This window comes from Mucilaginibacter auburnensis, assembly GCF_002797815.1.
In the GTDB taxonomy this organism is placed as follows: domain Bacteria; phylum Bacteroidota; class Bacteroidia; order Sphingobacteriales; family Sphingobacteriaceae; genus Mucilaginibacter; species Mucilaginibacter auburnensis.
Map to the genome: position 1 here is coordinate 264,168 of NZ_PGFJ01000002.1, position 20,165 is coordinate 284,332.

Annotated in this window: 22 protein-coding genes; 10 read left to right on the forward strand and 12 right to left on the reverse strand. The window is 43.7% G+C overall.

Features of this window, described 5'->3' with window-relative positions:
- Nucleotides 1–227: 227 nt before the first annotated feature.
- Together CLV57_RS11730 and CLV57_RS11735 are read right to left on the reverse strand one after the other, a co-directional pair.
- Entirely contained in the window at nt 228–1,295 is a 1,068-nt protein-coding gene (locus CLV57_RS11730; protein WP_100341602.1) for a FecR family protein, read from the reverse strand.
- A 100-nt stretch (nt 1,296–1,395) separates the two neighbouring features.
- A complete protein-coding gene (locus CLV57_RS11735; RefSeq protein ID WP_157799140.1) occupies nt 1,396–1,965 on the reverse strand; it encodes an RNA polymerase sigma factor in 570 nt (189 codons plus the stop codon).
- Between the two features lie 607 nt (nt 1,966–2,572).
- On the opposite strand from CLV57_RS11735, the gene CLV57_RS11740 reads away from it, so the two are divergent.
- On the forward strand, nt 2,573–3,211 hold the full coding sequence (locus tag CLV57_RS11740; protein WP_100341604.1) for a TetR/AcrR family transcriptional regulator: 639 nt from the start codon (nt 2,573–2,575) through the stop codon (nt 3,209–3,211).
- Nucleotides 3,212–3,456: 245 nt separating this feature from the next.
- Here the strand turns inward: CLV57_RS11740 and CLV57_RS11750 are convergent, their stop codons facing one another.
- Nucleotides 3,457–3,678 (reverse strand): hypothetical protein, encoded by a 222-nt coding sequence (locus tag CLV57_RS11750; RefSeq protein ID WP_100341605.1) that lies wholly within the window; start codon nt 3,676–3,678, stop codon nt 3,457–3,459.
- Nucleotides 3,679–4,353: 675 nt separating this feature from the next.
- Between CLV57_RS11750 and CLV57_RS11755 the strand changes: the two genes are divergently transcribed.
- Nucleotides 4,354–4,854, forward strand: a complete 501-nt coding sequence (locus tag CLV57_RS11755; RefSeq protein WP_157799141.1) for a hypothetical protein — start codon at nt 4,354–4,356, stop codon at nt 4,852–4,854.
- 99 nt (nt 4,855–4,953) lie between these two features.
- On the forward strand, nt 4,954–5,082 hold the full coding sequence (locus tag CLV57_RS18700; protein WP_262497428.1) for a hypothetical protein: 129 nt from the start codon (nt 4,954–4,956) through the stop codon (nt 5,080–5,082).
- On the opposite strand, the gene CLV57_RS11760 is transcribed toward CLV57_RS18700, so the two are convergent.
- Nucleotides 5,083–5,991: a hypothetical protein gene (locus tag CLV57_RS11760; RefSeq protein WP_100341607.1), complete on the reverse strand. Its 909-nt coding sequence runs from the start codon at nt 5,989–5,991 to the stop codon at nt 5,083–5,085. It lies immediately after the preceding gene.
- A 104-nt stretch (nt 5,992–6,095) separates the two neighbouring features.
- Here CLV57_RS11760 and CLV57_RS11765 point away from each other — a divergent pair, with 104 nt between their 5' ends.
- On the forward strand, nt 6,096–7,553 hold the full coding sequence (locus CLV57_RS11765) for a rhomboid family intramembrane serine protease (RefSeq protein WP_100341608.1): 1,458 nt from the start codon (nt 6,096–6,098) through the stop codon (nt 7,551–7,553).
- Between the two features lie 53 nt (nt 7,554–7,606).
- Nucleotides 7,607–8,140 carry a hypothetical protein gene (locus tag CLV57_RS11770; protein WP_169927082.1) on the forward strand — a complete coding sequence of 178 codons (534 nt, stop codon included), beginning with the start codon at nt 7,607–7,609 and terminating at the stop codon, nt 8,138–8,140.
- 8 nt (nt 8,141–8,148) lie between these two features.
- On the opposite strand, the gene CLV57_RS11775 is transcribed toward CLV57_RS11770, so the two are convergent.
- Complete coding sequence (locus CLV57_RS11775; RefSeq protein ID WP_100341610.1) at nt 8,149–9,051, reverse strand: BatD family protein; 903 nt, start codon at nt 9,049–9,051, stop codon at nt 8,149–8,151.
- Between the two features lie 46 nt (nt 9,052–9,097).
- Nucleotides 9,098–9,820: a DUF2931 family protein gene (locus CLV57_RS11780; RefSeq protein ID WP_100341611.1), complete on the reverse strand. Its 723-nt coding sequence runs from the start codon at nt 9,818–9,820 to the stop codon at nt 9,098–9,100.
- Between the two features lie 692 nt (nt 9,821–10,512).
- Here CLV57_RS11780 and CLV57_RS11790 point away from each other — a divergent pair.
- The 3 genes from CLV57_RS11790 to CLV57_RS11800 are packed head-to-tail and all read left to right on the forward strand — an operon-like array spanning nt 10,513 to nt 12,743.
- Complete coding sequence (locus CLV57_RS11790; protein ID WP_157799142.1) at nt 10,513–11,139, forward strand: hypothetical protein; 627 nt, start codon at nt 10,513–10,515, stop codon at nt 11,137–11,139.
- Nucleotides 11,136–11,804, forward strand: a complete 669-nt coding sequence (locus tag CLV57_RS11795; protein ID WP_100341614.1) for a hypothetical protein — start codon at nt 11,136–11,138, stop codon at nt 11,802–11,804. The genes CLV57_RS11790 and CLV57_RS11795 overlap by 4 nt, the downstream gene beginning before the upstream one ends.
- Nucleotides 11,805–11,846: 42 nt before the next feature.
- Nucleotides 11,847–12,743, forward strand: coding sequence for a hypothetical protein (locus CLV57_RS11800; RefSeq protein WP_157799143.1), 897 nt, complete (start codon nt 11,847–11,849; stop codon nt 12,741–12,743).
- 35 nt (nt 12,744–12,778) lie between these two features.
- Here the strand turns inward: CLV57_RS11800 and CLV57_RS11805 are convergent, their stop codons facing one another.
- The 3 genes from CLV57_RS11805 to CLV57_RS11815 are packed head-to-tail and all read right to left on the reverse strand — an operon-like array spanning nt 12,779 to nt 14,080.
- Nucleotides 12,779–13,147, reverse strand: coding sequence for a hypothetical protein (locus tag CLV57_RS11805; RefSeq protein WP_157799144.1), 369 nt, complete (start codon nt 13,145–13,147; stop codon nt 12,779–12,781).
- Between the two features lie 8 nt (nt 13,148–13,155).
- Entirely contained in the window at nt 13,156–13,692 is a 537-nt protein-coding gene (locus tag CLV57_RS11810) for a hypothetical protein (protein ID WP_157799145.1), read from the reverse strand.
- Nucleotides 13,676–14,080 carry a hypothetical protein gene (locus CLV57_RS11815; RefSeq protein ID WP_157799146.1) on the reverse strand — a complete coding sequence of 135 codons (405 nt, stop codon included), beginning with the start codon at nt 14,078–14,080 and terminating at the stop codon, nt 13,676–13,678. The genes CLV57_RS11810 and CLV57_RS11815 overlap by 17 nt, the downstream gene beginning before the upstream one ends.
- A gap of 236 nt (nt 14,081–14,316) precedes the next feature.
- On the opposite strand from CLV57_RS11815, the gene CLV57_RS11820 reads away from it, so the two are divergent.
- Together CLV57_RS11820 and CLV57_RS11825 are read left to right on the forward strand one after the other, a co-directional pair.
- Nucleotides 14,317–14,820 (forward strand): hypothetical protein, encoded by a 504-nt coding sequence (locus tag CLV57_RS11820; RefSeq protein ID WP_100341619.1) that lies wholly within the window; start codon nt 14,317–14,319, stop codon nt 14,818–14,820.
- Nucleotides 14,775–15,062, forward strand: a complete 288-nt coding sequence (locus tag CLV57_RS11825) for a hypothetical protein (protein ID WP_157799147.1) — start codon at nt 14,775–14,777, stop codon at nt 15,060–15,062. Before CLV57_RS11820 ends, CLV57_RS11825 begins: the two co-directional genes overlap by 46 nt.
- A gap of 272 nt (nt 15,063–15,334) precedes the next feature.
- Here CLV57_RS11825 and CLV57_RS11830 read toward each other — a convergent pair whose 3' ends face one another.
- From CLV57_RS11830 to CLV57_RS11840, 3 genes are all read right to left on the reverse strand, one after another.
- Entirely contained in the window at nt 15,335–15,760 is a 426-nt protein-coding gene (locus tag CLV57_RS11830; protein WP_100341621.1) for a DUF5655 domain-containing protein, read from the reverse strand.
- A gap of 6 nt (nt 15,761–15,766) precedes the next feature.
- Entirely contained in the window at nt 15,767–16,258 is a 492-nt protein-coding gene (gene msrA, locus CLV57_RS11835) for a peptide-methionine (S)-S-oxide reductase MsrA (protein WP_100341622.1), read from the reverse strand.
- 199 nt (nt 16,259–16,457) lie between these two features.
- Entirely contained in the window at nt 16,458–20,165 is a 3,708-nt protein-coding gene (locus CLV57_RS11840; RefSeq protein WP_100341623.1) for an ATP-binding protein, read from the reverse strand.

The following is a 20,165-nucleotide window of genomic DNA, read 5'->3' on the forward strand; positions in this document are numbered from 1 at the left end:
TTTCATACTTTTGGTTTATGGTTGATAAATCTTATTAATCATGCAAAAAAAATCCCCTTAACACCTTTAACAAGGTGCTTTAATGTGTGTGAGAAGCCATTATGAATGGGATTTTTGAACGGCCGTATGGACATACTGCCGTTTTTTGTTAAGTATCTTTTCTAATCATATCTCTTATTGTTTAAGGTTTGTAATTGGTTTATTATTTTATATACAATTGGTGTTTTCTAATAAATTTTTACCCTGCCGGTTTCAATTTGGCATTTAGCGTTAACGGCTTTAGAAATAAATTGAATTTTCTCATCAAGCGGCAGTTTACTTATGTCTCCCGAAACAGAAGTTTTACCAAACTTATGTTCGCTGTAATCAATTGTTATGTTGTATGCCCTTTCAAGCTGTTCAATAACATCGGCAAAAGGTGTTTCATTAAAAATAAACACATGGCTGGCTACGTCAACAGACAAAGGTTGGTGATTAAGCACCGTGTCTTTTTTTAGTTCTTCAATAGACGGCACATAAGTAACTTGTTGATTAGGCGTTATAACCACCCATTTATTAGTTTTTTTGTTATCTGCGCGATTGACCATTACCTTACCGGTGTAAACTATTACTTTGCTTGCTTGATTAACGGCTGAGCTAACTGTAAAACTGGTACCTAAAACCCGGGTTGTTATACTCCTGGCATGTACAATAAAAGGCATCTTCGGATTTCTTTTCACTTCAAAAAACCCCGTACCATCTAAGGTTACTTCCCTGGTAGAATCAACAAATATTTTAGGAAATGATAAGGTAGAATTTGGTCTTAATACTACTATGCTACCATCGGCAAGGTTAACAACAAGGCCTTCTTTTGAAGTATTACGTATCCTCGTAAATTCAACTTCTCTAACTTTACCTGTAGCTAAATCATGATTTCGGGCGCTACCTTCATTTTTTATGTAGTTATACGCAATTCCTAAAGAAAATAAAATAACAATACTTGCCGCTACTTTAAGCCATAAAAAACTAAGCGTTGTTTTATTCGGAGCCTCTGCAACTTCTTCTTCTGCAATGCGTAGTTGCACATTTTGAATAAGGTTTTCAATTTCGCGTTCGGTAAGTTGCACATTGTTTTCCTTAACGCGTATGGCTAATAAAATAGCTCTGGCGTTCTGAATGTACTTAGCCCTGTCAGGGTTTGTTCTTTGCCAATTATCCCAGAAAGCAGAGTTATCCGTCTTAGGATTTAAAACCCAGTCGATAAAAAAATCATCGCAAACGAAATCCTCTACTTCGTAGTTCCGGTAATTGTTCATTAATTAATTATAATTGGTTTTAATGGTAAAAGACGATTTACAACAAAATCTACCCTCCTAAAACCAAAAAATATTATAAAAAATTAAAAAACACTGATAATCAGTACGTTAAAATTTCAAACATCGCAATCACAATCGGAATCCACTCGGCGCGAAAGTTTTTATACGCTTTTTGAAGTAAGTTATATACTGATTGAGGGTTAAGTTCCATAACATTTGCTATCTCAGCCAAAGTTAGGTTTTCATAGAACCTTAAATAAAGTATTTCTTTTTGCCGGGGAGGCAGTTGGTTTATAATTGTCTTTATTCTATCAGCTAAACTAAGATTATCCAGATCAGCTATTAATTTTGTCTCTACATCAAACTCAACATTGAACGCATACTCATTTACTATTTCATCGTTGCGTATCCATTTTTTTTGCTCGCGCAAAATGCTTGTTTTCGTGCACTTAAGTAAATACCAGGTAATAGAATCTGTTGTGTTTACATTAACTCTCCTGTTCCACAATGTTAAAAAAACATCCTGAATGCAGTCTTTTACCAAATCCTCGTCAGCACACATCCTAAAGCCATAATTAAACATTTTACCAGAGTACTGTTTAAGTATTTGACTGTAGGCAACCTGGTCGCCCGCTAAAAAACGATCCCATATTTCCTTCTCCGAATTCATATTAATTGGTGGTGCGTTTACCAAGGCGTGTTACACATGTAAAGCAGCCTTGAAATTTAGGTAACTTTTGGGTGACAAAAAAATATAAAAAACAAAATAATAAAAATTTCTGACAAATAAGTCAGTATAAATAATGATCGATATTAAAGCAAATGATTTTGCTTCACCCCATTTTGAAATCTATACTAACCTAAAGAAGCAAAAACAATTCAAAACTAACCAGTATGTACTGGTTGTAAACTAAGATTCTTATCAGGGGTGAGACTGTGGGGACAAAAACAAAAAAGCCGCTAAATCTCTCTATTTAGCGGCTTTTATATCTTGATAGCTTTTTAGCGGTGAGGCCATGTTTTCAAAATCCTTGAAACTCGCTTTCGATAAATCCATGTGTTAACTATTGTTTAACTCTGAATTTAAGCTACCCTTATACTCCGTAGTGGTCACATACAAGCAAAATTTCTAATTTCTGCTGTAAAAGTTAGTAAAACGGGCCGCTGACCATAAAAATATAACGAATAAGTAAGCCATATGATTGCCTAATAAGCAAAATCACCCACCTTGCCTATCAGGATGGAAGAATAAACATATTTCCAGGAGAATTTGACAAATGGATCAAGCAAGCAAGGACAAAGCCCAAACCAAAGGAAAATTAATCGCCGCCGTAGGACAGCTTTTAGCCACGGAAGGACCTGCAGCACTTGGCATCAACCGCATCGCCAGACAAGCGGGCGTAAATAAAAAACTCATCTACCGCTATTTCGGCGGCAAAGACCGGCTCATCGAAAGCTACATTACCGAAAACGATTACTGGCTCATCCAGGCACAAGCAATCACCGATCTGCAACAGCCCAGCCAAACCGAACTCCAGCAACAACTGACCGAACTGCTCCAAAACCAGTTCCGCTACTTCCTCAGCCATCCCAACATGCAAGACCTCATCCTATGGGAACTCAACACCAAAAGCCTCATGAAAAGCATCCACATAGCAAGAGAACACGTCGGACAAGCCCTCTTTGAAAAATTGACAACCACATCCCCCAAAACAACCTCCGCGCCATCAGCGCCCTCCTCGTCGGCGGCATCTACTACAGCATCCTCCACACCCGCCACAACGAACACAAATTCTGCGACCTCCAGCTTAACGAAGCCTCAGACCAGCAAGCCATACTTAACGCTATCACTCAAATCATCGAATGGGCTTTTAATCATATATGAGCAGGTGACCAGATTGGTAGGCATTACCTAATAACCGCAAATAAGGATCACAGGTAAGTCCCGGTTCCGCAGATACTTAACATGTTCACCAAGTCGTTTAAACCAGCGTAGTTTGCAGTTCCCAACCTGCTGCTTAAAATTGGCTTCGGAAATTGATGACCTCCGTTTTAAGTGCCTGTAAACAAATCATATCGAACCGGCTTCTTCAAGCCAGCTTAGCAGACTGTCAAGCCTGCCGTTGATCCCGTTAATATTGTAAGTGGCGATCTTCATCATCTAATCCAAGATCACCTGCCATTGATTCCGGTCGTTGAGCATATAGCCGAGGCCATCGCTCATCTCGTGCACTTCTTTCTGATGTTTATCACTGAAGCGGGTATGGAGTTCACGCACAGCACCGCCGTTCTCCCTTTTCAGAAAGATCAGCAGGGAGGCCATATTAGGAGCGATGTCTTTTAGCTGCTCATTTTCGCTTTCTTTAACAAAGGCGCTGCTCATACCGAATTCCTTTCCACCTTACTTCCTCTTGTGCTCATAGGTAAATGATTTAATTTCCTATAATTAACAAAATGTATTCCAAGAGGTTTTGGTGCAGCGTTTCGATACCGGCATTATTGCCAGCGGATCAGCCTCTAAAGTACTGACGGAGGTGGCTCACCGGGAAAAAGTGCTGGTGGGCGTAACGCCGAATTGCATTGTTTTTACAAAACGAGTGAGCGTCTTCATCCTATGTCCGATGAAAAAATGGCTGGACATCAAATTAACCTGCCGGTACAATCTTGAATAGATTAGTTTATCAATTAATTGCAAAAACCCTAACAAAGGAATGAAACAGTTATAGGGAAAGAGAATGTATGAGATCGATGGGATTATCGTTAATCATAACGTCTTTGAATTGAACATTTGATTAATACGAACGTTAGTAATAACATCGGAACTCTGGTTAATTTTAATTAGTGGTGACGCAAGCAAATTCTGCTGTTGAAAATTTAATAGATGAGCAACCCCCATTTGATATGGAAATTATATGGCTGGTATGTACACGTATTTCGTTTATACATTATCGCGCTATTGGTTCTATCACTGTTTTTGGTGAACCCATCATATGATAGCATTAATTATACAATAAATGGGTATCACCTGGCCATTTTCGAACTGCAGTTTTACATTATTATGTTGGTTCTTTACAACCTTCGACCATCTCGTTTCAAACCGGTTATCCTAAAAGCCTATGAAGAAAAATCACAACCACCGTACAATAAAAATCGCTTTTTCTGGACGGTGTATCTGCTTACGCTGGTCATTATATTCGGGGTACCCCTGTTGGTTTGCTTCAGCTATATACGATGGATTTTGGAAGAAGTGATGATATCAAATGAACATATTGTCGAGCATGCCGGCGCCTGGATACCGGCTGGCTTATTATTAACGCTTGGTTGTTTAATGTTGTGGACAGACCCCAGCCGTTCACTTGATCAAGCCAGGTTTTTAGTTGGCAGAACGTTGTACGTCCTCATAATCACAGTTGCCCTAGGTTCCGCATTGTGCTTACTGTTGTTTTTTTGCCGATTTCATTACGATTTTGTCGTGATTTTTTGCCTGACCTTCAACGTGGCCATGATCTTGACCGAATGGAAGATTTATCTCAAAACCCGGACAATTAGTGACAATTAAATGCTTGTCCCATGTTGACCTATTCTTCTTAGTGCTGTTTAAAGACGAGACTAAACATATCACTGACCAATTGCGAGGTGGGCCACTGTTCTAAGCACTTTGTACAGATTCGAAAGACACAACCTGTTTTTCCTTACCTTCCTGGCCATTCCGATCATTATACTGGGAGGAGGCGATATTATTGGTGGGTTTGTATTGGGCCTGCTGGCCGACCAGGTATTTAAATAATTAGCTTAGTCCCGCCGCAAAACGACCTTTATAAACACGTATCAGCCTTTCAAGCCTGGCTTTATTGACGTTGAAATCGCTGACATCGATATTGACTAAGCCGCCGGGATATTGGAAGCTGAAGGTATACAGGATGCCTCTTTTTCCGCGGTCTGTCCTGGTCACCTTTTCATTAAAGATCAGGTCCCAGTTGAGGAAGCCGGTCCCGGGGGTTGTAAGTCCCTGATTGTCCAAAACCATTTCCGGCTGCTTTTTCAGCATCCGTTTGATATTGATCACGATGTAGCATATGGCCGCGATCACGATAACAAAGGGAATCAGTTGCGAGGTGAAATCGCCATTGTTTTTTATCACCAGATATTCTATTCCGCCACCTATACCTAAAAAAAGTAGACCAAACAGAATATATACGGCACTATTCATTTTACTATAAAAAACCTCGGTCACGGAGGGTATAGTCGAGTCGTCTTTGAAAATATCAGGAAAGTCGAAGCGGTCCTGTAGCTTACGCCATTGTTCTCTTTCTTTGGCAGACTGAATCTGTATTTTGTCCATGAACGTGCCATAGGCCGGGCATAGGTTTGCTTGTACGGCTGCTATCTTTAATTCATGCACATTATCTACATTGTTAAATGCCCATAACTTCCAGCGCGTGGTGCGCTTGCTCCAGAACCGAAACGGCAGGTAAAAACATACGAAAAAGCATACTATCACGATACTTGCTGCGATCAGCCAAGCATTTGTTGAAAAACTTGGACCATCTTTAATAGCGATAAATAACATCGCGATAGGAAACAGGAAGAAGAATAACCCGATAATCATCAGGATGCGTGGCAATAGCAACATTTTACGGCCTTTGGTGATCGCTTGATCAACGGAGATCAAGCTGGCTTTCTGGTACGAACTCATGCGTTTAATTGTTCTGATAACCGATATCGGAACAAAACAGTTTTGAATTGTTTATAAAAGCAAATGAATAAGGTCGATACACTCATGATATTATACTTCAGTTAATGGGTAAAGCAACGCAAACCATTTCTACTACGGGGCTTAGCCAAAAACATGGCCTGGTCACAGCATTTGAGTCGGTCAAGTCTTTAGGCTGGCGCATTCGTTTTGTTTCTGACGCAGGTGTGATCGCTTACACGAATAACAATGGCTTTTCCTGGAACGGGGAAATCACAGTCAAATTTGGTGACGATCAGTTGAAGGTCGAATGTAATTCAGCTTCAGCCATGCCCAATGAATACGGACAGCATGAAAACGCAGTCAGGCAATTTGTAGCAACTTTCGAAAAGCTAAAAACAGCAATTACAGAAGAGGAAGTCCGGCTGAAATATCCACTATACGAAAAAGACTTTGTACCGCCTTATGAGGATACGCTGAAGCCCGACATCCGGCCGAAGTTTAACCTGATCACCGGCTTCTGGGTTTTCTTTCGGCCGGCTAAAAATTATTTCGTTACACCTGTACTTGTGATTCTGAACATCCTGATCTTCCTGGTCATGGTTGAAAGCGGCATTTCTATTATAGATCCGGATGGACAAAGCTTACTGGCCTGGGGAGCCAACGCAACAGTCGCCACACTTGACGGACAATGGTGGCGTTTGCTGACCAGTTGTTTCCTTCACTTCGGCATTATACACCTGGCGCTGAATATGTATGCGCTCATTTTCGCAGGCATGCTGCTGGAGCCTTTTTTAGGCAAAGCAAAGTTTTTGAGTTCCTATTTGTTAACGGGTATAGCTGCCAGCGTGGTTAGTTTATGGTGGCATGATTACACCATCAGCGCTGGCGCCTCCGGGGCCATATTCGGGTTATATGGCGTTTTTTTAGCGATGTTGAGTACCAATCACATCGAACGCGGTATGCGCAATGGCTTATTGAGCAGCATTGGCATGTTTGTGATTTACAATCTGGTTTATGGCAGCCTTAAGAGCGGCATCGACAATGCAGCGCATTTAGGCGGTCTGATAAGCGGGTTGCTGATCGGTTTCCTCTATTTGCCGGCTTTAAGGAAGCCAAATAATGCCAGAATCAACCGGCTGGTCATAGCAGGCGCAATAATACTGGTCCTTGCAGGGTCAGCATGTACCTATATTTTCCTCGCAAGCAGTGATCGCGTTATCTACTTTAAGCGAATGGAAAGCTTCTATCAACTGGAAGCAAAAGCAATTGAGGTGATGGGCGAAGAAGACAATAGACCTACTGCAGAACAGCTTCCTGCTCTGCAACAAGGTATCAGGTATTGGCAGGAAGGCATCATCCTGATAAATGAGTTGGATAAGCTCAATGTATCATCCGGTATTCATAGCAAGAACCGTCAGTTAATCAAATACTGCCAGCTCAGAATTAAAAGCTATCAAATAAACTACTATGCCTATCAAAATGGAACTTATCCTGATCAGAAGCAAGTCTTTGAGATCAACCAGGAGATCAAAACAGTTATGGATGAGTTATCATCAAGGTAGCACAGATCAGTGACCGGTACGGACTTCTCTATTTTGACATCCAAACATTGCTGATGATCTACCGTTGTATTATATTCATGTACAGATTTGTTTATCGCAATTTCGTTTCGCTGCTCATGGTAACTGCCATGGCTGGTTTAAGCTGTAACGGCGACAAAATATCCCGGCAGCCGGTTGATAAAAATGCTTTAATGAATATCATTAAGCAACTGGCTGAGGTGGAAGGCAAACACGCGCAGGATACCAGCAGCAACTTACTGCGCGATTGGGCTGAAAAATACAGCCTTGTTGAAGTTGACACCTTGTCTATACATGCTGACTCGAACATGGTGAAAGTGTGTGTGGTGCGCAACAAAGATTTCCCTCATATTATCATCCAGCTACCAGTACATCTACAAAGACAGCTGACTTTCGCAGATTTTGACCATGTTTTTGGAGCAGGTATAGAATCGCCCCGACCCAAGGAACCAATCAGCTTTAGTGTTATGTTTCGTGCCGCTAAAGTCGGCGACATTCGCGTTGCTGTGAACAGTCATCGACCGCCTAACGCGGTTCATCCGGAGATCTATGAAATTTTGATCATGTAAATGCAAATTTACAGTGAAACGGTTATATTCAGTTGATTTGAAGTGACTTCTATTTTGTTTTTAGTTCTTAGCGCTTTATCTGATTCTAAAAGCTCTTCCTTAAAAGCATCCGTATAAGGATATATCTTGTAATCAAAGCGGCTGCTGTTGATGGTATATTGACCTTTACGTTTGGGTATCAACTTCATGGTAAAAATAGGGTTCTTTATATAAACGCTATTTTCAAGGGTGGACATTCTTTTGTTTACGTCATTAACATTCCAGTCAAAATTGACCACGTTAAAATTAGCATCGATATACGCTTTGAATCCCTGAATGCCAACCTCATAATCTACATTTCCCTCCGCTATGATTGCGAACAGTGCATCCCGTGCGCCCTTTTTGACCAGATCATCTGGAGTGAACCTGCTGTAATTAACAAATTTGGCATACGTATCCAAAGAAAGCAATACGGTATCACCGAGTTTATACTGGTTTTTATCGGATGACAACACCATTCTTATAGCGTTGCTATCCACCTTAAGTTTTTCTACCACTTCAATCAAACCGGGCGTACTTTTATAAGTGTTTCCGTTTACTTTTATTTCAATTACCGGAGTTGCAGACTTACCCAATTTTCCTGCTGTGAATTCATATTCGTAATAATAATTGGCTTTATCATATTTGATCCCTCTCTCTATTTCCGAACCATTAAAATCAATATCCAGCTCATTACCCGATATAACTTTAATACTTCCTTTATCGGGTTTATGCCTGAAAAAAATTGTTGTGATTGCGGTTTTGTGCAGCTCCACCTGAGGTTGGGTTACCAACCATATCATTTCATCATCCCCGGGTTTGCTGGAAGGCGTACATGATAGTAATACACTTACAACCATTAGTAAATAATTGATCTTTTTTATTTTGCACATTTCTACGTTCTAAAATAATGGTTAATTTAATTTGATTGGGTCGGTATCATGGCCGGAGCTGATCGAAATATACAGGAACACTATCTTTATATTCTACGTTATCCACTTTTAATTCCATTATTTTCCGTTTTAGACTATCTGGCACATCCGCAAAATAATTGATCTGACTTTTATTAGCTCCCACAGGTTCCGGCTCTTTCTTTGAAACGACATTGCCCGTGAATGGTTTGGGATGTATCTTTTTCCGATAAAGCTCAAGCTGGTAATCATCTCCAAGCAGCCAGATGAGAATATTACCATCATTAGCGATACCTACATGAAAGGAAAGCCCCATTTTCCGGCGCCCGTATGCAAGATCGCTGAGCTTGTTTTGCTTTTTAGCGATTTCAAATGACTGATACATCTTTTCTTTAGGAAGAATGATGGTATCTATGTAGTATTTTTGGGTACGAAAATCCATATATTCTACGAACAGGCTCTTCGGCAGAAATTGCGGATTATAAGCCTCATAACTTGTTCCGCGTCCCCAATCAGAATTAAACGAATTGATGATGTCCAGGTCATTGTAGAAGTCTCCACTATACTCTCCGTTCTCCATGATGAACGCGATGCCAAATAGATGAATTGGGAATGCTTCCGGATTGGAGACGGACGAGGTATAGTAGTATCGCTCCCACGATTTGTAAGAAAATATTTTAAAAAGGAGAAGGATGGCCATGACCACGGCAAGCATCATCAATCCTTTATTCAGTAAATTTAATCGCTTCATCTCCAACTGGCATGCCCTAAGGCCAAAAAATACAAGTAAAACACGGTCGCTAAAACAAAGGCAATAGAAACGACCACCGTAACCCAAAAAAAAGCCGTTCTGCGTGTCTGCCTATAAAAAATACATGTTACTAGGCAAGTGACAAACAGATAAACTATTACCAGATAAATATTACGGATCCCCTCATCTTCGGTTACGAAACCCTGATCAAGATAGGCGATCAATAACAAAAAATTGAGCCCGATCAGTAATGCTGATACCGCTTTGTTATTCATATCACTTAGGTAACAAATTTTTCTTACGCTGGGTTTTGGTGGTGACGCATATTTTCAATCGCCGTTTAATAGCAATATCAGGAAGCCCGGGGCAAAAACATAAAACTATCAGTTAAATATTTAGTTATTGACTAAGCTATGGCCGGATTTTACTTGTCATTTATTTTCGTTTTATATTCAGCTTTATGTTGGGCTCAAAACACAAATGCTGTTCACGGCACCTTGTTCACTAAAATTACACATCAAGATAAAAGTTCTGACACCAGCCAAGTTTTGTATTGCAAAAACACTGTCGGCGATCAAATTGCTGTATACACTATCGAAGAAGGTGTAATATCAGAGGCAAATGCTTACCGGATTAGTGAAGGCTCGAAGGGTTTGTTTCTTTACCGCCAGCCTCTATTGCCTAACCAACAAATGAAAGATAGCTTAGAGGTAGCATTTAACGATAACTCACATACCGTAGTGATTAACAGTACTGATCGTTACGTGCTTTTTCCGGCATATTATTCTCGCTTTAAAAAGGAAGTTTACAGCGGACATTCCATCAGGACCCTTGTTGAACTGCTTGCTGATGCCATTGGCGATTACCCTATTTCGGACCTCCTGTATTTAGTCAATTACACCCCGCATTTTGATAAGCGGATTAGTGGTGCAAGCATAGCTACCCAACGCAGCCAGGCAGATATAACAGACACGTGGACCGCGAAATACTACTATAATAACCGTGGTCTGCTGGATTCAGTAAATGCCTATAGCGCCAAGGAGGTGCGCTTTGGAAAAAAGGTAAAATATAATGGCAATAAAACTGCGCGAAGCCATGGATATTATAATATAGAAAGCCGGCAAATAACCAACCGCTATATTACCTATGATATACCTAACCGTTCAGTGCTGAAATGGGAAGAAGACATATACGAGACCGGCAAGGATCTTGAAACGCATTTATCTGTAAACCTAAGATTAAAAGACCTTGGTGTAATTGATAACCTTAACCCCTCAACTGCTGAAGTTTTGAAAATCATTAAAAAACATAACCGATGAATATAAAAGTAAACATATCCGCTGTTTTAGCCCTGATCTTTTTGCTATTCTCCTGCAAAGAGAAACCGAGAACTGATCTGGCTAAAATAACTTTTAAAGAGCAAGCAGCAAATTTGATTAGCTATGATGATGTATATGTAGGAGGTATTGACAATTTTGATGCGCCCATGTCATTTGCCTTGCAGGCTACGGAGTCAAATTCTTTTGCTTTTAACGGCGTTAAAATCGATAGCGCTAATATTACCTTTCAGTTACGGTCAGACAAGATCAGAAAGGATACCCTGCTTTACCAGGGAGGTGCAACGATAAATCAGGAGCATATAAAAAATTCAGCCGATCTGAAAAAATTGCTAAATAAATACCAGGCAGATAGTGTGATATACGCCTACCGTATCAGGTTAAAAAAACCTGAGCTACAATCAGCAATCTTAACGCAATTGGTAAAATTATACGGCCCTGGTACAAAGAACCCAAATACAGACAATGGCCTGTACTGGAACCTGAAAAATCAGCACCGTTTTATTTTTTTCAACCCTGATTACAGATCGCTGATTGTGGTTGACAACACGCGTCTTTCTAAAACATGCTATTGGGATCCCACTACGGGAAATATAGATATGGGAGGCTGTGATATAGAACAGTATAAAGCAAATATTTTAAAATAAGCCGATCAGTACTTGCATGGCGAAACGCTCAATTAATAACAAATGAAAAAAAACCTATTGCTGTTACTTACGGTCCTGTTTATTTACAGCGGATGTAACTCGAAAAACAACATGGCCTCAGATCCTACTCCCATTGCCATTCAAAAAAAGGCAGACTACAACACAAACCAACCCTATTACCAATTAGATTTTAAAGCGGCATTTTGCAGGTTTGAAGTTTCGGTTAATGATATCATAGTGTTCAACATGAGCGTTGCCGGGCAAACTTCATCATTCATTCCCATCAACGCTGCAATTTCAAAAAGTGGCAAACAAGCAATCGTTGTAAAAGTGTATCCGCTTGATGGTGAAAAGGCGCTACATCCAAGCGCCGAATTCAGCTACAACATCAAGGTTTTTGATGCCTTAAACCAACTGGAGTTTAAAGAGCAACTTCCGGGAGAATATGCCATTGCTAAAGTTGACCCCTCAAAAAAGACACCCTTGCTTACCCAAAGTGCTTTTTTTGTAGCTGATGTACCCTATACCATTAAAAGCTACCAGGACGGCGCTGACCTAAAAAGTATGACTAACTTAAAAGACAAATTGCAGGGAGCTTACCAACAATTAGCCAGGATTATTGCTAATAAAGAGATGGAAAAATTGCAAAAGCTAATTGCTAACCGTGAGCGCGTTGTTGGGGTAACGATGTATTTAAACAAGGAGGAAACAGAAGCTAGAATTAATAGCTTAACCCGGGACTTGGGGGCTGGCTTTAAATTGTTACCTATGCCATCAGACGCTGTTATTAAAATATCCGGTAACGGCAAGTTAGCATCGCTGGTCAAACCCAACGGTGAAGCTGCCATAAAATTGGTCAACACCCAAACCCAAGAAGAAATGAGTCTGGAGTTTTCCTTTTACCTACCAAAGGGAAAAACAGAACTGGAAATCATCTGATTTTACACCGTTCAAATCAGTTTTTGTTCAACTTATTATTGCACTTTACTCTTTTTAAATATCAATCGTAACCTCCATCCCTTTAGCGCATAAGTAGCCTTTAAAACTGCAGGCGCCGTGTAGTTTTGGTCCACGCCATGCAATATAATCTGCCCGCCCTGCTTGTTTTTTGAAGCGGTGAAGATCAGGTCGCCATCGTCATCTGCTGTGCCATTGACCGGTTGAAAGATAGCTGTGATCCGAAACGACCGTTTTATTTTAATACTGCTGGCTGCAGGGTAACCATCGGCATAAGCCAACAAAAATGTTTGCCCGTCGCTTTCAGAAACGTAATGCAGCAATTCATAAGCCTTGGCTTGTTGAGCGTACCGACTGCCTGAAAAGATGAGGCAAACGAGTAGCATACAATATTTCATAGGATAGTCGGAGATTTAGGGATATAGATCATACGCGTGCTCCCGTGGCTGGTTGCAAGGAGCTCCAGATCAAGTCGCTTTATCATAGCTTTGACCAGCTTTTGCAGCAACAGTCTTTGTTCCTGGTCAGTGCTGCCAAAGAGGCGGGTATCCGTTATATAAATGTTGGTTCCGTTCTTTAACCGGATACGCAGATCCGTTCGAACAGGGCCCCGGCGCTCCGGATCATAAGTCACCAAACTTTCGATCTGCTGCTGGAGGTAGCGCGTACCGTTCAGGAACAGGGACTTTTCATCCAGGTAAATCGTCACTGCCCTTTCCTGCGTTTTGAGGATCAGCATCATGACCAGGATCATAATACCGACTGCAAGCCCCAGGCCGCCTCTGAAAAAGAGCGCCCGGATAACAAACACATAAAAACAACCGGCCACCATAAAGGCGGCAAGCGCGGCTAGATAAATAAATGCCGGTGGCCGCGTCATGACTTTTGTCAGCACAAAATCTTCGGTACAGTATTTACGGTGTCCGGGCATTTCTGATAATTTTTAAGCGTACATAAGTGCCCAACCCAATAAACAGCAGCCATTGGCCAAGGGTTAAAAAGATCAACTCACCAACTATTCCGTTGTTTCCGGTGTTGTTTTTCTCCACATAAATAGTGACCGCTTTGCCCACCGATTCCCAGAGGATGCTGCCGTCACTTCCTTCCAAGGTGTTGCCTTGGTAGCTGAATTGATAGGTCGCATTGTTGTGATACTTGCGATGATCGTTGCTCAACAGTATGCCTTTGGTGATCTCGTATTTTTCAGGGTGCGTAACATAGATACGCAATAGTTTGCTGCCATTGCCCATGCCCAATATCAGCAATGGGATCATTAGGATCGCGGCGAACAGGAAAAACGGGCTAAAAAGTTGCTTCATTGCGCATTCATCCCATTGGTAACAATTACCTGGATGCAATTGTTTAGGTCTGAAGTCCACAGCTATTGCGGCGTACTTATACCTTAAAATAACTTCGCTTCGGTATTCCGTTTCCGGATGGCTTCTTCTGTTTTCAATACGAAATTGGTTTTAAGATTTTGTTCCGCGATCGATCCCTGGCAGACTCAGCGCCCCCTGACCCGCTAACAAACAATTAACTATTTAAATACAAAATCATGAACACAGAAAATTTAGGTTACCTGCAAAAACAGCTGCTGAACTTAGGCTTCGGCGAGCAAATGAACGAAGCTCTGGAAAAACAGATCAAGGCCAAAACGCCCGAGTTTACACTCGCCGCCACCAACGAGTACTCCAAACAAAGCGTCGATTACACGCTGCATTTCAAGATGGGCGACCAGAACGAGATGTACTTCTTTAACAAGTACGATGCCTCCCTGCGGGAAAAAGACATGCAGCAGACCTTTTATATCAATAAGGGCAGCGGCATCACCGCCAAAGAAGCCTATAACCTGATGGACGGTCGCGCCGTGCACAAAGAGCTGGAAAACAAGGATGGTGAAAATACAAAGCCTGGATTACGCTTGATAAGGACAACAAAACCGAGAACGGCAATCACAAGCTCAATACATTTTCCGAGGGCTGGAATTACAAGCCCGAGCGCGCCATTGACAAAATGGATATTGTTGGTATCGGCGAAGAAGGCGCCCGCGACAAGCTGATGAAGTCGCTTGAAAAAGGTAACCGCCACCAGGTCGAAGCGATACGCGACAGTAAGACGGTTAAGCTCTTCTTAGAGGCCAACCCGGCCGAGCACCGGGTGAACATCACGAACTACAAGGGCGAGCCGCAGCAACTGAAGCACTACAAAAAGCCGGAAGCGAAACAGGAGCAAAAGAAGGCGGAAACACAAACCCAGGAGGAGTCAAAAAAAAAGTCCAGGGGTAAGAAAATGAGCGTCTGATTGAATAAGCCCTTCCTTCACATGGAGGGCTTATTTGAGATACAAAAGCAGCTTTAGTCAGCTTGAATTTGATCTGTGCCAGGTACGGCGCCAACGCGTTCTTAGTGTTGAAAGATCGAAAAGCTACAATGCGGTTTTCCATCTAATCGTAAAAGACCTCCACATAAAAATTACTGACCGCGTAGAGCTGAATGGTATGCGCCTCGTCAAATCGGTCCGCCAGAAAAATCCCCGACCAAACCGCCTCGGCTTTTCCGTTATCGTCCAAACTGTTAAAATCGTACAATGTCAGCGTCGCTTCTAAGATAAAATGATTCCCGAAAATATTGAAATATGCCCGGTTTTAGCTGATCCAGGGTATTGATGCGGATATGGTTTTCAAATTTGTTCCCAACAGCCAAGCTCTTGGTGAACGGCTTGTCCCGGTGCTCCACCGCCGAATAGAATTTGATGTCCAGCTCCTTTTTCATCGGCCGGATGATCAGAAAAGCACGGCGCCTTGTGAAAACGATGCAGTTGGGTGTCACCCCGATCAGCACACCCTCCCAATCCGCTACTTCTGCCAGGATCTTATCAAAGACGAGCACCAGTTCCGGCGACCGCCCCGTAAACAAAGTATCCAGTTCTATACGTGCGCAATAATGCCGGTAATCTTTCCAGGGCAATTCACGGTCACATTTTGGGCAGGTCCAGCTCATTTTTCGCTAAACCAGCTTCCAGTTTGGCCTTTCAAAATGGCAGGTATAACCATATGGGTTCTTCTGCAAATAATCCTGATGATCTTCCTCAGCATCCCAAAAATCTCCTGCCGGACTTACTTCTGTGACGATCTTACCGGGCCAAATACCTGAGGCGTCCATCTCCTCAATCAGTTGCAAAGCTGTTTGATGCTGATTTTCGTCCAGGTAGAAAATAGCGGAACGATAAGAAGTCCCGATATCGTTGCCCTGCCGGTTCCTTGTCGTAGGGTCATGGATCTTAAAAAAATACTCAAGTAAATGCCGGTAAGTAATTTTTTCAGGATCAAAAGTAATGGCTATGCCTTCGGCATGTGTACCATGGTTGCGGTAAGTCGCATTCGGAACGTCGCCGCCTGTATAACCGACTATAGTTGAGGTTACGCCCGGTACCTGGCGGATCAGTTCTTCCACGCCCCAAAAACAACCGCCGGCCAATATCGCTTTCTCTGTTTGCATCAGTTTATATTTTATACGTAAATATATGCATACTTTCAGAATATGTTTTAATAAGGAAACTGCCCTTACAGTTGTACAACACGCGGGGGCTTTACCTTTGAACAATGGCAACTATCAAATACTCGGTACTCGACCTGGCTACGGCAGCAACCATCATGCGTCGGCCTGAATCGAACTCAATGCAAGGCCTGTCGGCACCTTAATTTCCAAGGTCGAGCGGAAGTGAAAAATGAAAGATAGAACCCGTGCCAATTTCGCTTTCTGCCCAAAGGCGACCACCATGACGTTCAATAATCTCAGCACACAGGTATAACCCGATGCCGAAACCCGCTATATGCTGTGTATCCTGGTTTTCGACGCGATAATAACGATCGAATAATTTCTCCAGGTCATCCGTGTTAATACCCATTCCTTCGTCTTTAATACTCACCGCAAGGTGGCCTTTAAATGCCGTTGTCCTCACATTGATCTCTTTACCCTTGGGTGAGTATTTTACCGCATTACTTAATAAGTTGGATAGCACGGTACCAATTTTCTCACGGTCGGCATTAAGCGCTACCGGATCAGCCGGTGTAAACAGCATTTGATGAGTACTGCTGGTCATTTCCGTTTCTTCGATGATCTCGCAGATCAATTCATTCAGCTCAAAGTGACTTTTCTGTAACGCGATCTTGCCTGATTCCAGTCTGGACACATTCAGGAAGCCGTTGATCATCGTTGTCATTTTTTTTATCTGGTTACTGATCTTTTCCGATTTATCCCGCACAAAATCGTCCGACCTTTTTCCGGCGTGCCGGGCCAGCATCTGTGCGTAACCACTCAGCGAGGTTAAGGGAGTTTTCATCTCATGGCTCACCATTCCTATGAAATCATTTTTTCGCAGTTCGTCCTCTTTCGATTCCGTTATATCCAGAATGGTACCGATCACTCCGGTTACCTCTCCGTTGGCATCCAACTCGACCTTACCGGTGGAATTCAGCCATTTCCGTTTACTTCCGTTGTAAGGTTGTATCTGGTAATTTTCACTAAAGCGGCCTTTGGTGAATACCGCCTGTTCGACGGCTTGCACGAAGCGGTCGCGGTGCTCTGGTATGATAACGTTCAACGTTTCCCTGAAAGAAAGTTCCGTTGCTAAAGGAAGGCCATGAATTTTGCGCGTAATGTCCGAAACGATGAGATTGTCTGTCCCCCAGTCGCTTCGCCAGGTACCCAGATTGGCGGCTTCCAGCGAGAGTTTAAGCGTGTCCGTCACTTTCTCCAGCTCATGTCGCGCAGCGACCTGGTCAGTGACGTCCGCGGCCACGGCCATCATGCCCGTGATCTGCCCGTCTTCATTCCTTAATGCTTCAACGGTTAAGTGAATATAGGTGGTCGCTGTCTTGCCACCTTTGGTCAGGACAACGGGTATCTCACTGGTTACAAATCGCTCACCGGTCCGGTAAATGTGATCCATTATATCGCCAAATCCCTGCGCTTTTAATTCTGGTACCACTTCTAAAAGCGGACGGTTAAATGAAGCGCTACTGTCAATGCCCCAATATTCCAGCATCCGCTTGTTGGCGAATTCGATCAGGTGCCATGGGGTTCGGTAGATCGCTATCGCCACCGGCGCTTCAGTTAACAGATCCCGTAACTGCTGTTCGGCATGTGAACGGGTCTTACTGATCTTAATCTGTGCCCTGACCTTGGTCAATAATTCAGCCGCTGAGAACGGTTTGACCAGGTAATCATCCGCTCCCGCTTCCAGGCCATCTATGCGCGCTTCCTCACCGGCACGTGCAGATAAAAAGATCACCGGCAAGCGCATGGTTTCCGGCGCTTTACGCAGGATCTCCAGCATGGCCTTGCCGTCCATGACCGGCATCATGATGTCGCTCAGCACCAGGTCCGGCTTAAGCTCATGGATCTTTTGCAGGGCATCCGCGCCGTTGTTTGCTGTGATCACCGTAAAATAAGGTTCCAGTAAGCGGTTCAGGTAAGCCCGCATATCTGTATTGTCATCTACGACCAGCAATCGGGTGTCCTTCGTCACCGAAAAATCCTGATGCGTGCTGATGTCGCCGGTCGCCTGCGCGCTTTCCGAGTGGGTCGCCTGTGTTTCTTCCTGTAACAAACTGAAGGCCTCCTGGATAAACGCGCCCTTCAACGCGGTCGAATCGGTCTCTTTAGCGCTATCCAGCACATGCTCCTGCGGCAAATGCGCTTTGCCGACGGGGATCTTTATCGTAAAGGTGCTACCTCCACCCTCCATACTGGCTACGGAGATTTCGCCGCCATGTAAATGCACCAGTTCATGCACCAGCGACAAACCGATACCCGTGCCCTCATGCGTGCGACCGGCGGTATTTTCCACCCGGTGAAAACGCTCGAACATATACGGCAGTTCCTTTTCGGGAATGCCCACGCCGGTGTCCTGAACTTCCAGTACTGCGGCGTTACCCTGCTGTTTCAGGCGAACACCGATGGTGCCTTTCAGCGTATATTTAAAAGCATTGGATAATAGATTGAGCACGATCTTTTCCCACATCTGTTTGTCGACATAAGCGGTCTGGATCAGGGGTTGGGTGTGTACGATCAGTTCCATGCCGGCTTTTTCAATGATCGAACGGAAGCTGCTGGCCAGGTCGGCCGTTAGTTCCGCCAGATCGACCGGCTGATAGGCGGCCTGTGCGCGTCCGGCCTCCACCCGGCTGTAATCGAGTAGGTTGTTAACCAGCTTCAGCAGGCGCAGCGCGTTACGATGCGTAGCGTCCAGTGGCGCTTTCAGATCGGCGGGCAGCTTGTCCCGGCCGAGCATATCCTCCAGCGGGCCCAGCATCAAGGTCAGCGGCGTCCGGAACTCATGACTGACATTGCTGAAGAACGCGGTTTTTGAGCGGTCTATGGCGGCTAAGGCTTCAGCACGCTTTTGTTCTTGTTCATAGGCATAGACATTAGAAATCGCCGTATTATAGGTATTGGCAAGTTGGTCATAAAAGTTCAGGTAATCCTGATCCAGCGCACGGCAGGCGCTGACCCCGGCGATCATAAAGCCGTAAGGTTCTTCCTGCCCGGATAACTTGAGTGGCAGGATGACAGCTGTATGCGGTGCTATATCGTAAGGTGCACAACTAAAGTCGCCAAAGCGTTCGGCCAGGCCGGTGATCACTTCCATCTCGCCAGATGCCAGGCTACCCGCCAGCGGCCAGCTTTCGTCAGCTATAATTATGATCTCTGTGGGCACTATCGGTATTCCGGGAGTCAATCCGGAGGCGCTGATGAGGGAAGCCTTACCCTCGTTATACTGGTAAAAAAGCAGGAATGGCAGGTCAAGGTTAAAGTCGGCATAACGGCCTTCGGTCAAACGGCCGATGTCTTCCACCGTTTTGGCTTTGTTGATCGCTGCGCCCAGGTCACGTAAGGTTTGTGTACGGCGGCCGCTCAGCATTTTAACCGTTGTTTCTGTAATCGGGTGAAAAATGCCACCCACATTGCCGGTTTCATCGCGGATGGGTGCAAAGGAAAAGGTCATCCAGGATTCTTCCAGGTAGCCGTAACGGTCCAGGAACATCCGCTGGTCATTGATATACGTACCCTCGCCATGCTGGCCGCGGGTGAATGCATCGCCTACGACGGAGAGCGCCGTTTCCCAGCAAATGCGAAAGTTCATGCCCATGGATTCGGGGTGTTTGGCCCCGCAGATCGGCCGGTAACTGTCATTGTAGATCTGTATGGTTTCCGGCCCCCAGGCGATCAGGATGGGAAAAGTAGAGGACAAACAAAGGCTGATCGAGGTACGAAGACTTTGCGGCCATTCTGCAATTGGGCCCAATGCCGTTTGTGACCAGTCCAGTGAACGGATCAGTTTACCCATTTCGCCGCCACCCGAAAGAAATGCTTCGGTGCTTTCCTCTTTTCTTAAGTTCAT

What these genes read in the sequence shown, in the direction of transcription:
- CLV57_RS11730 (WP_100341602.1), bottom strand. Translation starts at nt 1,295, where the DNA reads ATGAACAATTACCGGAACTACGAAGTAGAGGATTTCGTTTGCGATGAT.
- CLV57_RS11735 (WP_157799140.1), bottom strand. Translation starts at nt 1,965, where the DNA reads ATGAATTCGGAGAAGGAAATATGGGATCGTTTTTTAGCGGGCGACCAG.
- CLV57_RS11740 (WP_100341604.1), top strand. Translation starts at nt 2,573, where the DNA reads ATGGATCAAGCAAGCAAGGACAAAGCCCAAACCAAAGGAAAATTAATC.
- CLV57_RS11750 (WP_100341605.1), bottom strand. Translation starts at nt 3,678, where the DNA reads ATGAGCAGCGCCTTTGTTAAAGAAAGCGAAAATGAGCAGCTAAAAGAC.
- CLV57_RS11755 (WP_157799141.1), top strand. Translation starts at nt 4,354, where the DNA reads ATGTTGGTTCTTTACAACCTTCGACCATCTCGTTTCAAACCGGTTATC.
- CLV57_RS11760 (WP_100341607.1), bottom strand. Translation starts at nt 5,991, where the DNA reads ATGAGTTCGTACCAGAAAGCCAGCTTGATCTCCGTTGATCAAGCGATC.
- CLV57_RS11765 (WP_100341608.1), top strand. Translation starts at nt 6,096, where the DNA reads ATGGGTAAAGCAACGCAAACCATTTCTACTACGGGGCTTAGCCAAAAA.
- CLV57_RS11770 (WP_169927082.1), top strand. Translation starts at nt 7,607, where the DNA reads ATGATCTACCGTTGTATTATATTCATGTACAGATTTGTTTATCGCAAT.
- CLV57_RS11775 (WP_100341610.1), bottom strand. Translation starts at nt 9,051, where the DNA reads ATGTGCAAAATAAAAAAGATCAATTATTTACTAATGGTTGTAAGTGTA.
- CLV57_RS11780 (WP_100341611.1), bottom strand. Translation starts at nt 9,820, where the DNA reads ATGAAGCGATTAAATTTACTGAATAAAGGATTGATGATGCTTGCCGTG.
- CLV57_RS11790 (WP_157799142.1), top strand. Translation starts at nt 10,513, where the DNA reads ATGAAAGATAGCTTAGAGGTAGCATTTAACGATAACTCACATACCGTA.
- CLV57_RS11795 (WP_100341614.1), top strand. Translation starts at nt 11,136, where the DNA reads ATGAATATAAAAGTAAACATATCCGCTGTTTTAGCCCTGATCTTTTTG.
- CLV57_RS11800 (WP_157799143.1), top strand. Translation starts at nt 11,847, where the DNA reads ATGAAAAAAAACCTATTGCTGTTACTTACGGTCCTGTTTATTTACAGC.
- CLV57_RS11805 (WP_157799144.1), bottom strand. Translation starts at nt 13,147, where the DNA reads ATGCTACTCGTTTGCCTCATCTTTTCAGGCAGTCGGTACGCTCAACAA.
- CLV57_RS11810 (WP_157799145.1), bottom strand. Translation starts at nt 13,692, where the DNA reads ATGCCCGGACACCGTAAATACTGTACCGAAGATTTTGTGCTGACAAAA.
- CLV57_RS11815 (WP_157799146.1), bottom strand. Translation starts at nt 14,080, where the DNA reads ATGAAGCAACTTTTTAGCCCGTTTTTCCTGTTCGCCGCGATCCTAATG.
- CLV57_RS11820 (WP_100341619.1), top strand. Translation starts at nt 14,317, where the DNA reads ATGAACACAGAAAATTTAGGTTACCTGCAAAAACAGCTGCTGAACTTA.
- CLV57_RS11825 (WP_157799147.1), top strand. Translation starts at nt 14,775, where the DNA reads ATGGATATTGTTGGTATCGGCGAAGAAGGCGCCCGCGACAAGCTGATG.
- CLV57_RS11830 (WP_100341621.1), bottom strand. Translation starts at nt 15,760, where the DNA reads ATGAGCTGGACCTGCCCAAAATGTGACCGTGAATTGCCCTGGAAAGAT.
- msrA (WP_100341622.1), bottom strand. Translation starts at nt 16,258, where the DNA reads ATGCAAACAGAGAAAGCGATATTGGCCGGCGGTTGTTTTTGGGGCGTG.
- CLV57_RS11840 (WP_100341623.1), bottom strand. Translation starts at nt 20,165, where the DNA reads ATGAACTTAAGAAAAGAGGAAAGCACCGAAGCATTTCTTTCGGGTGGC.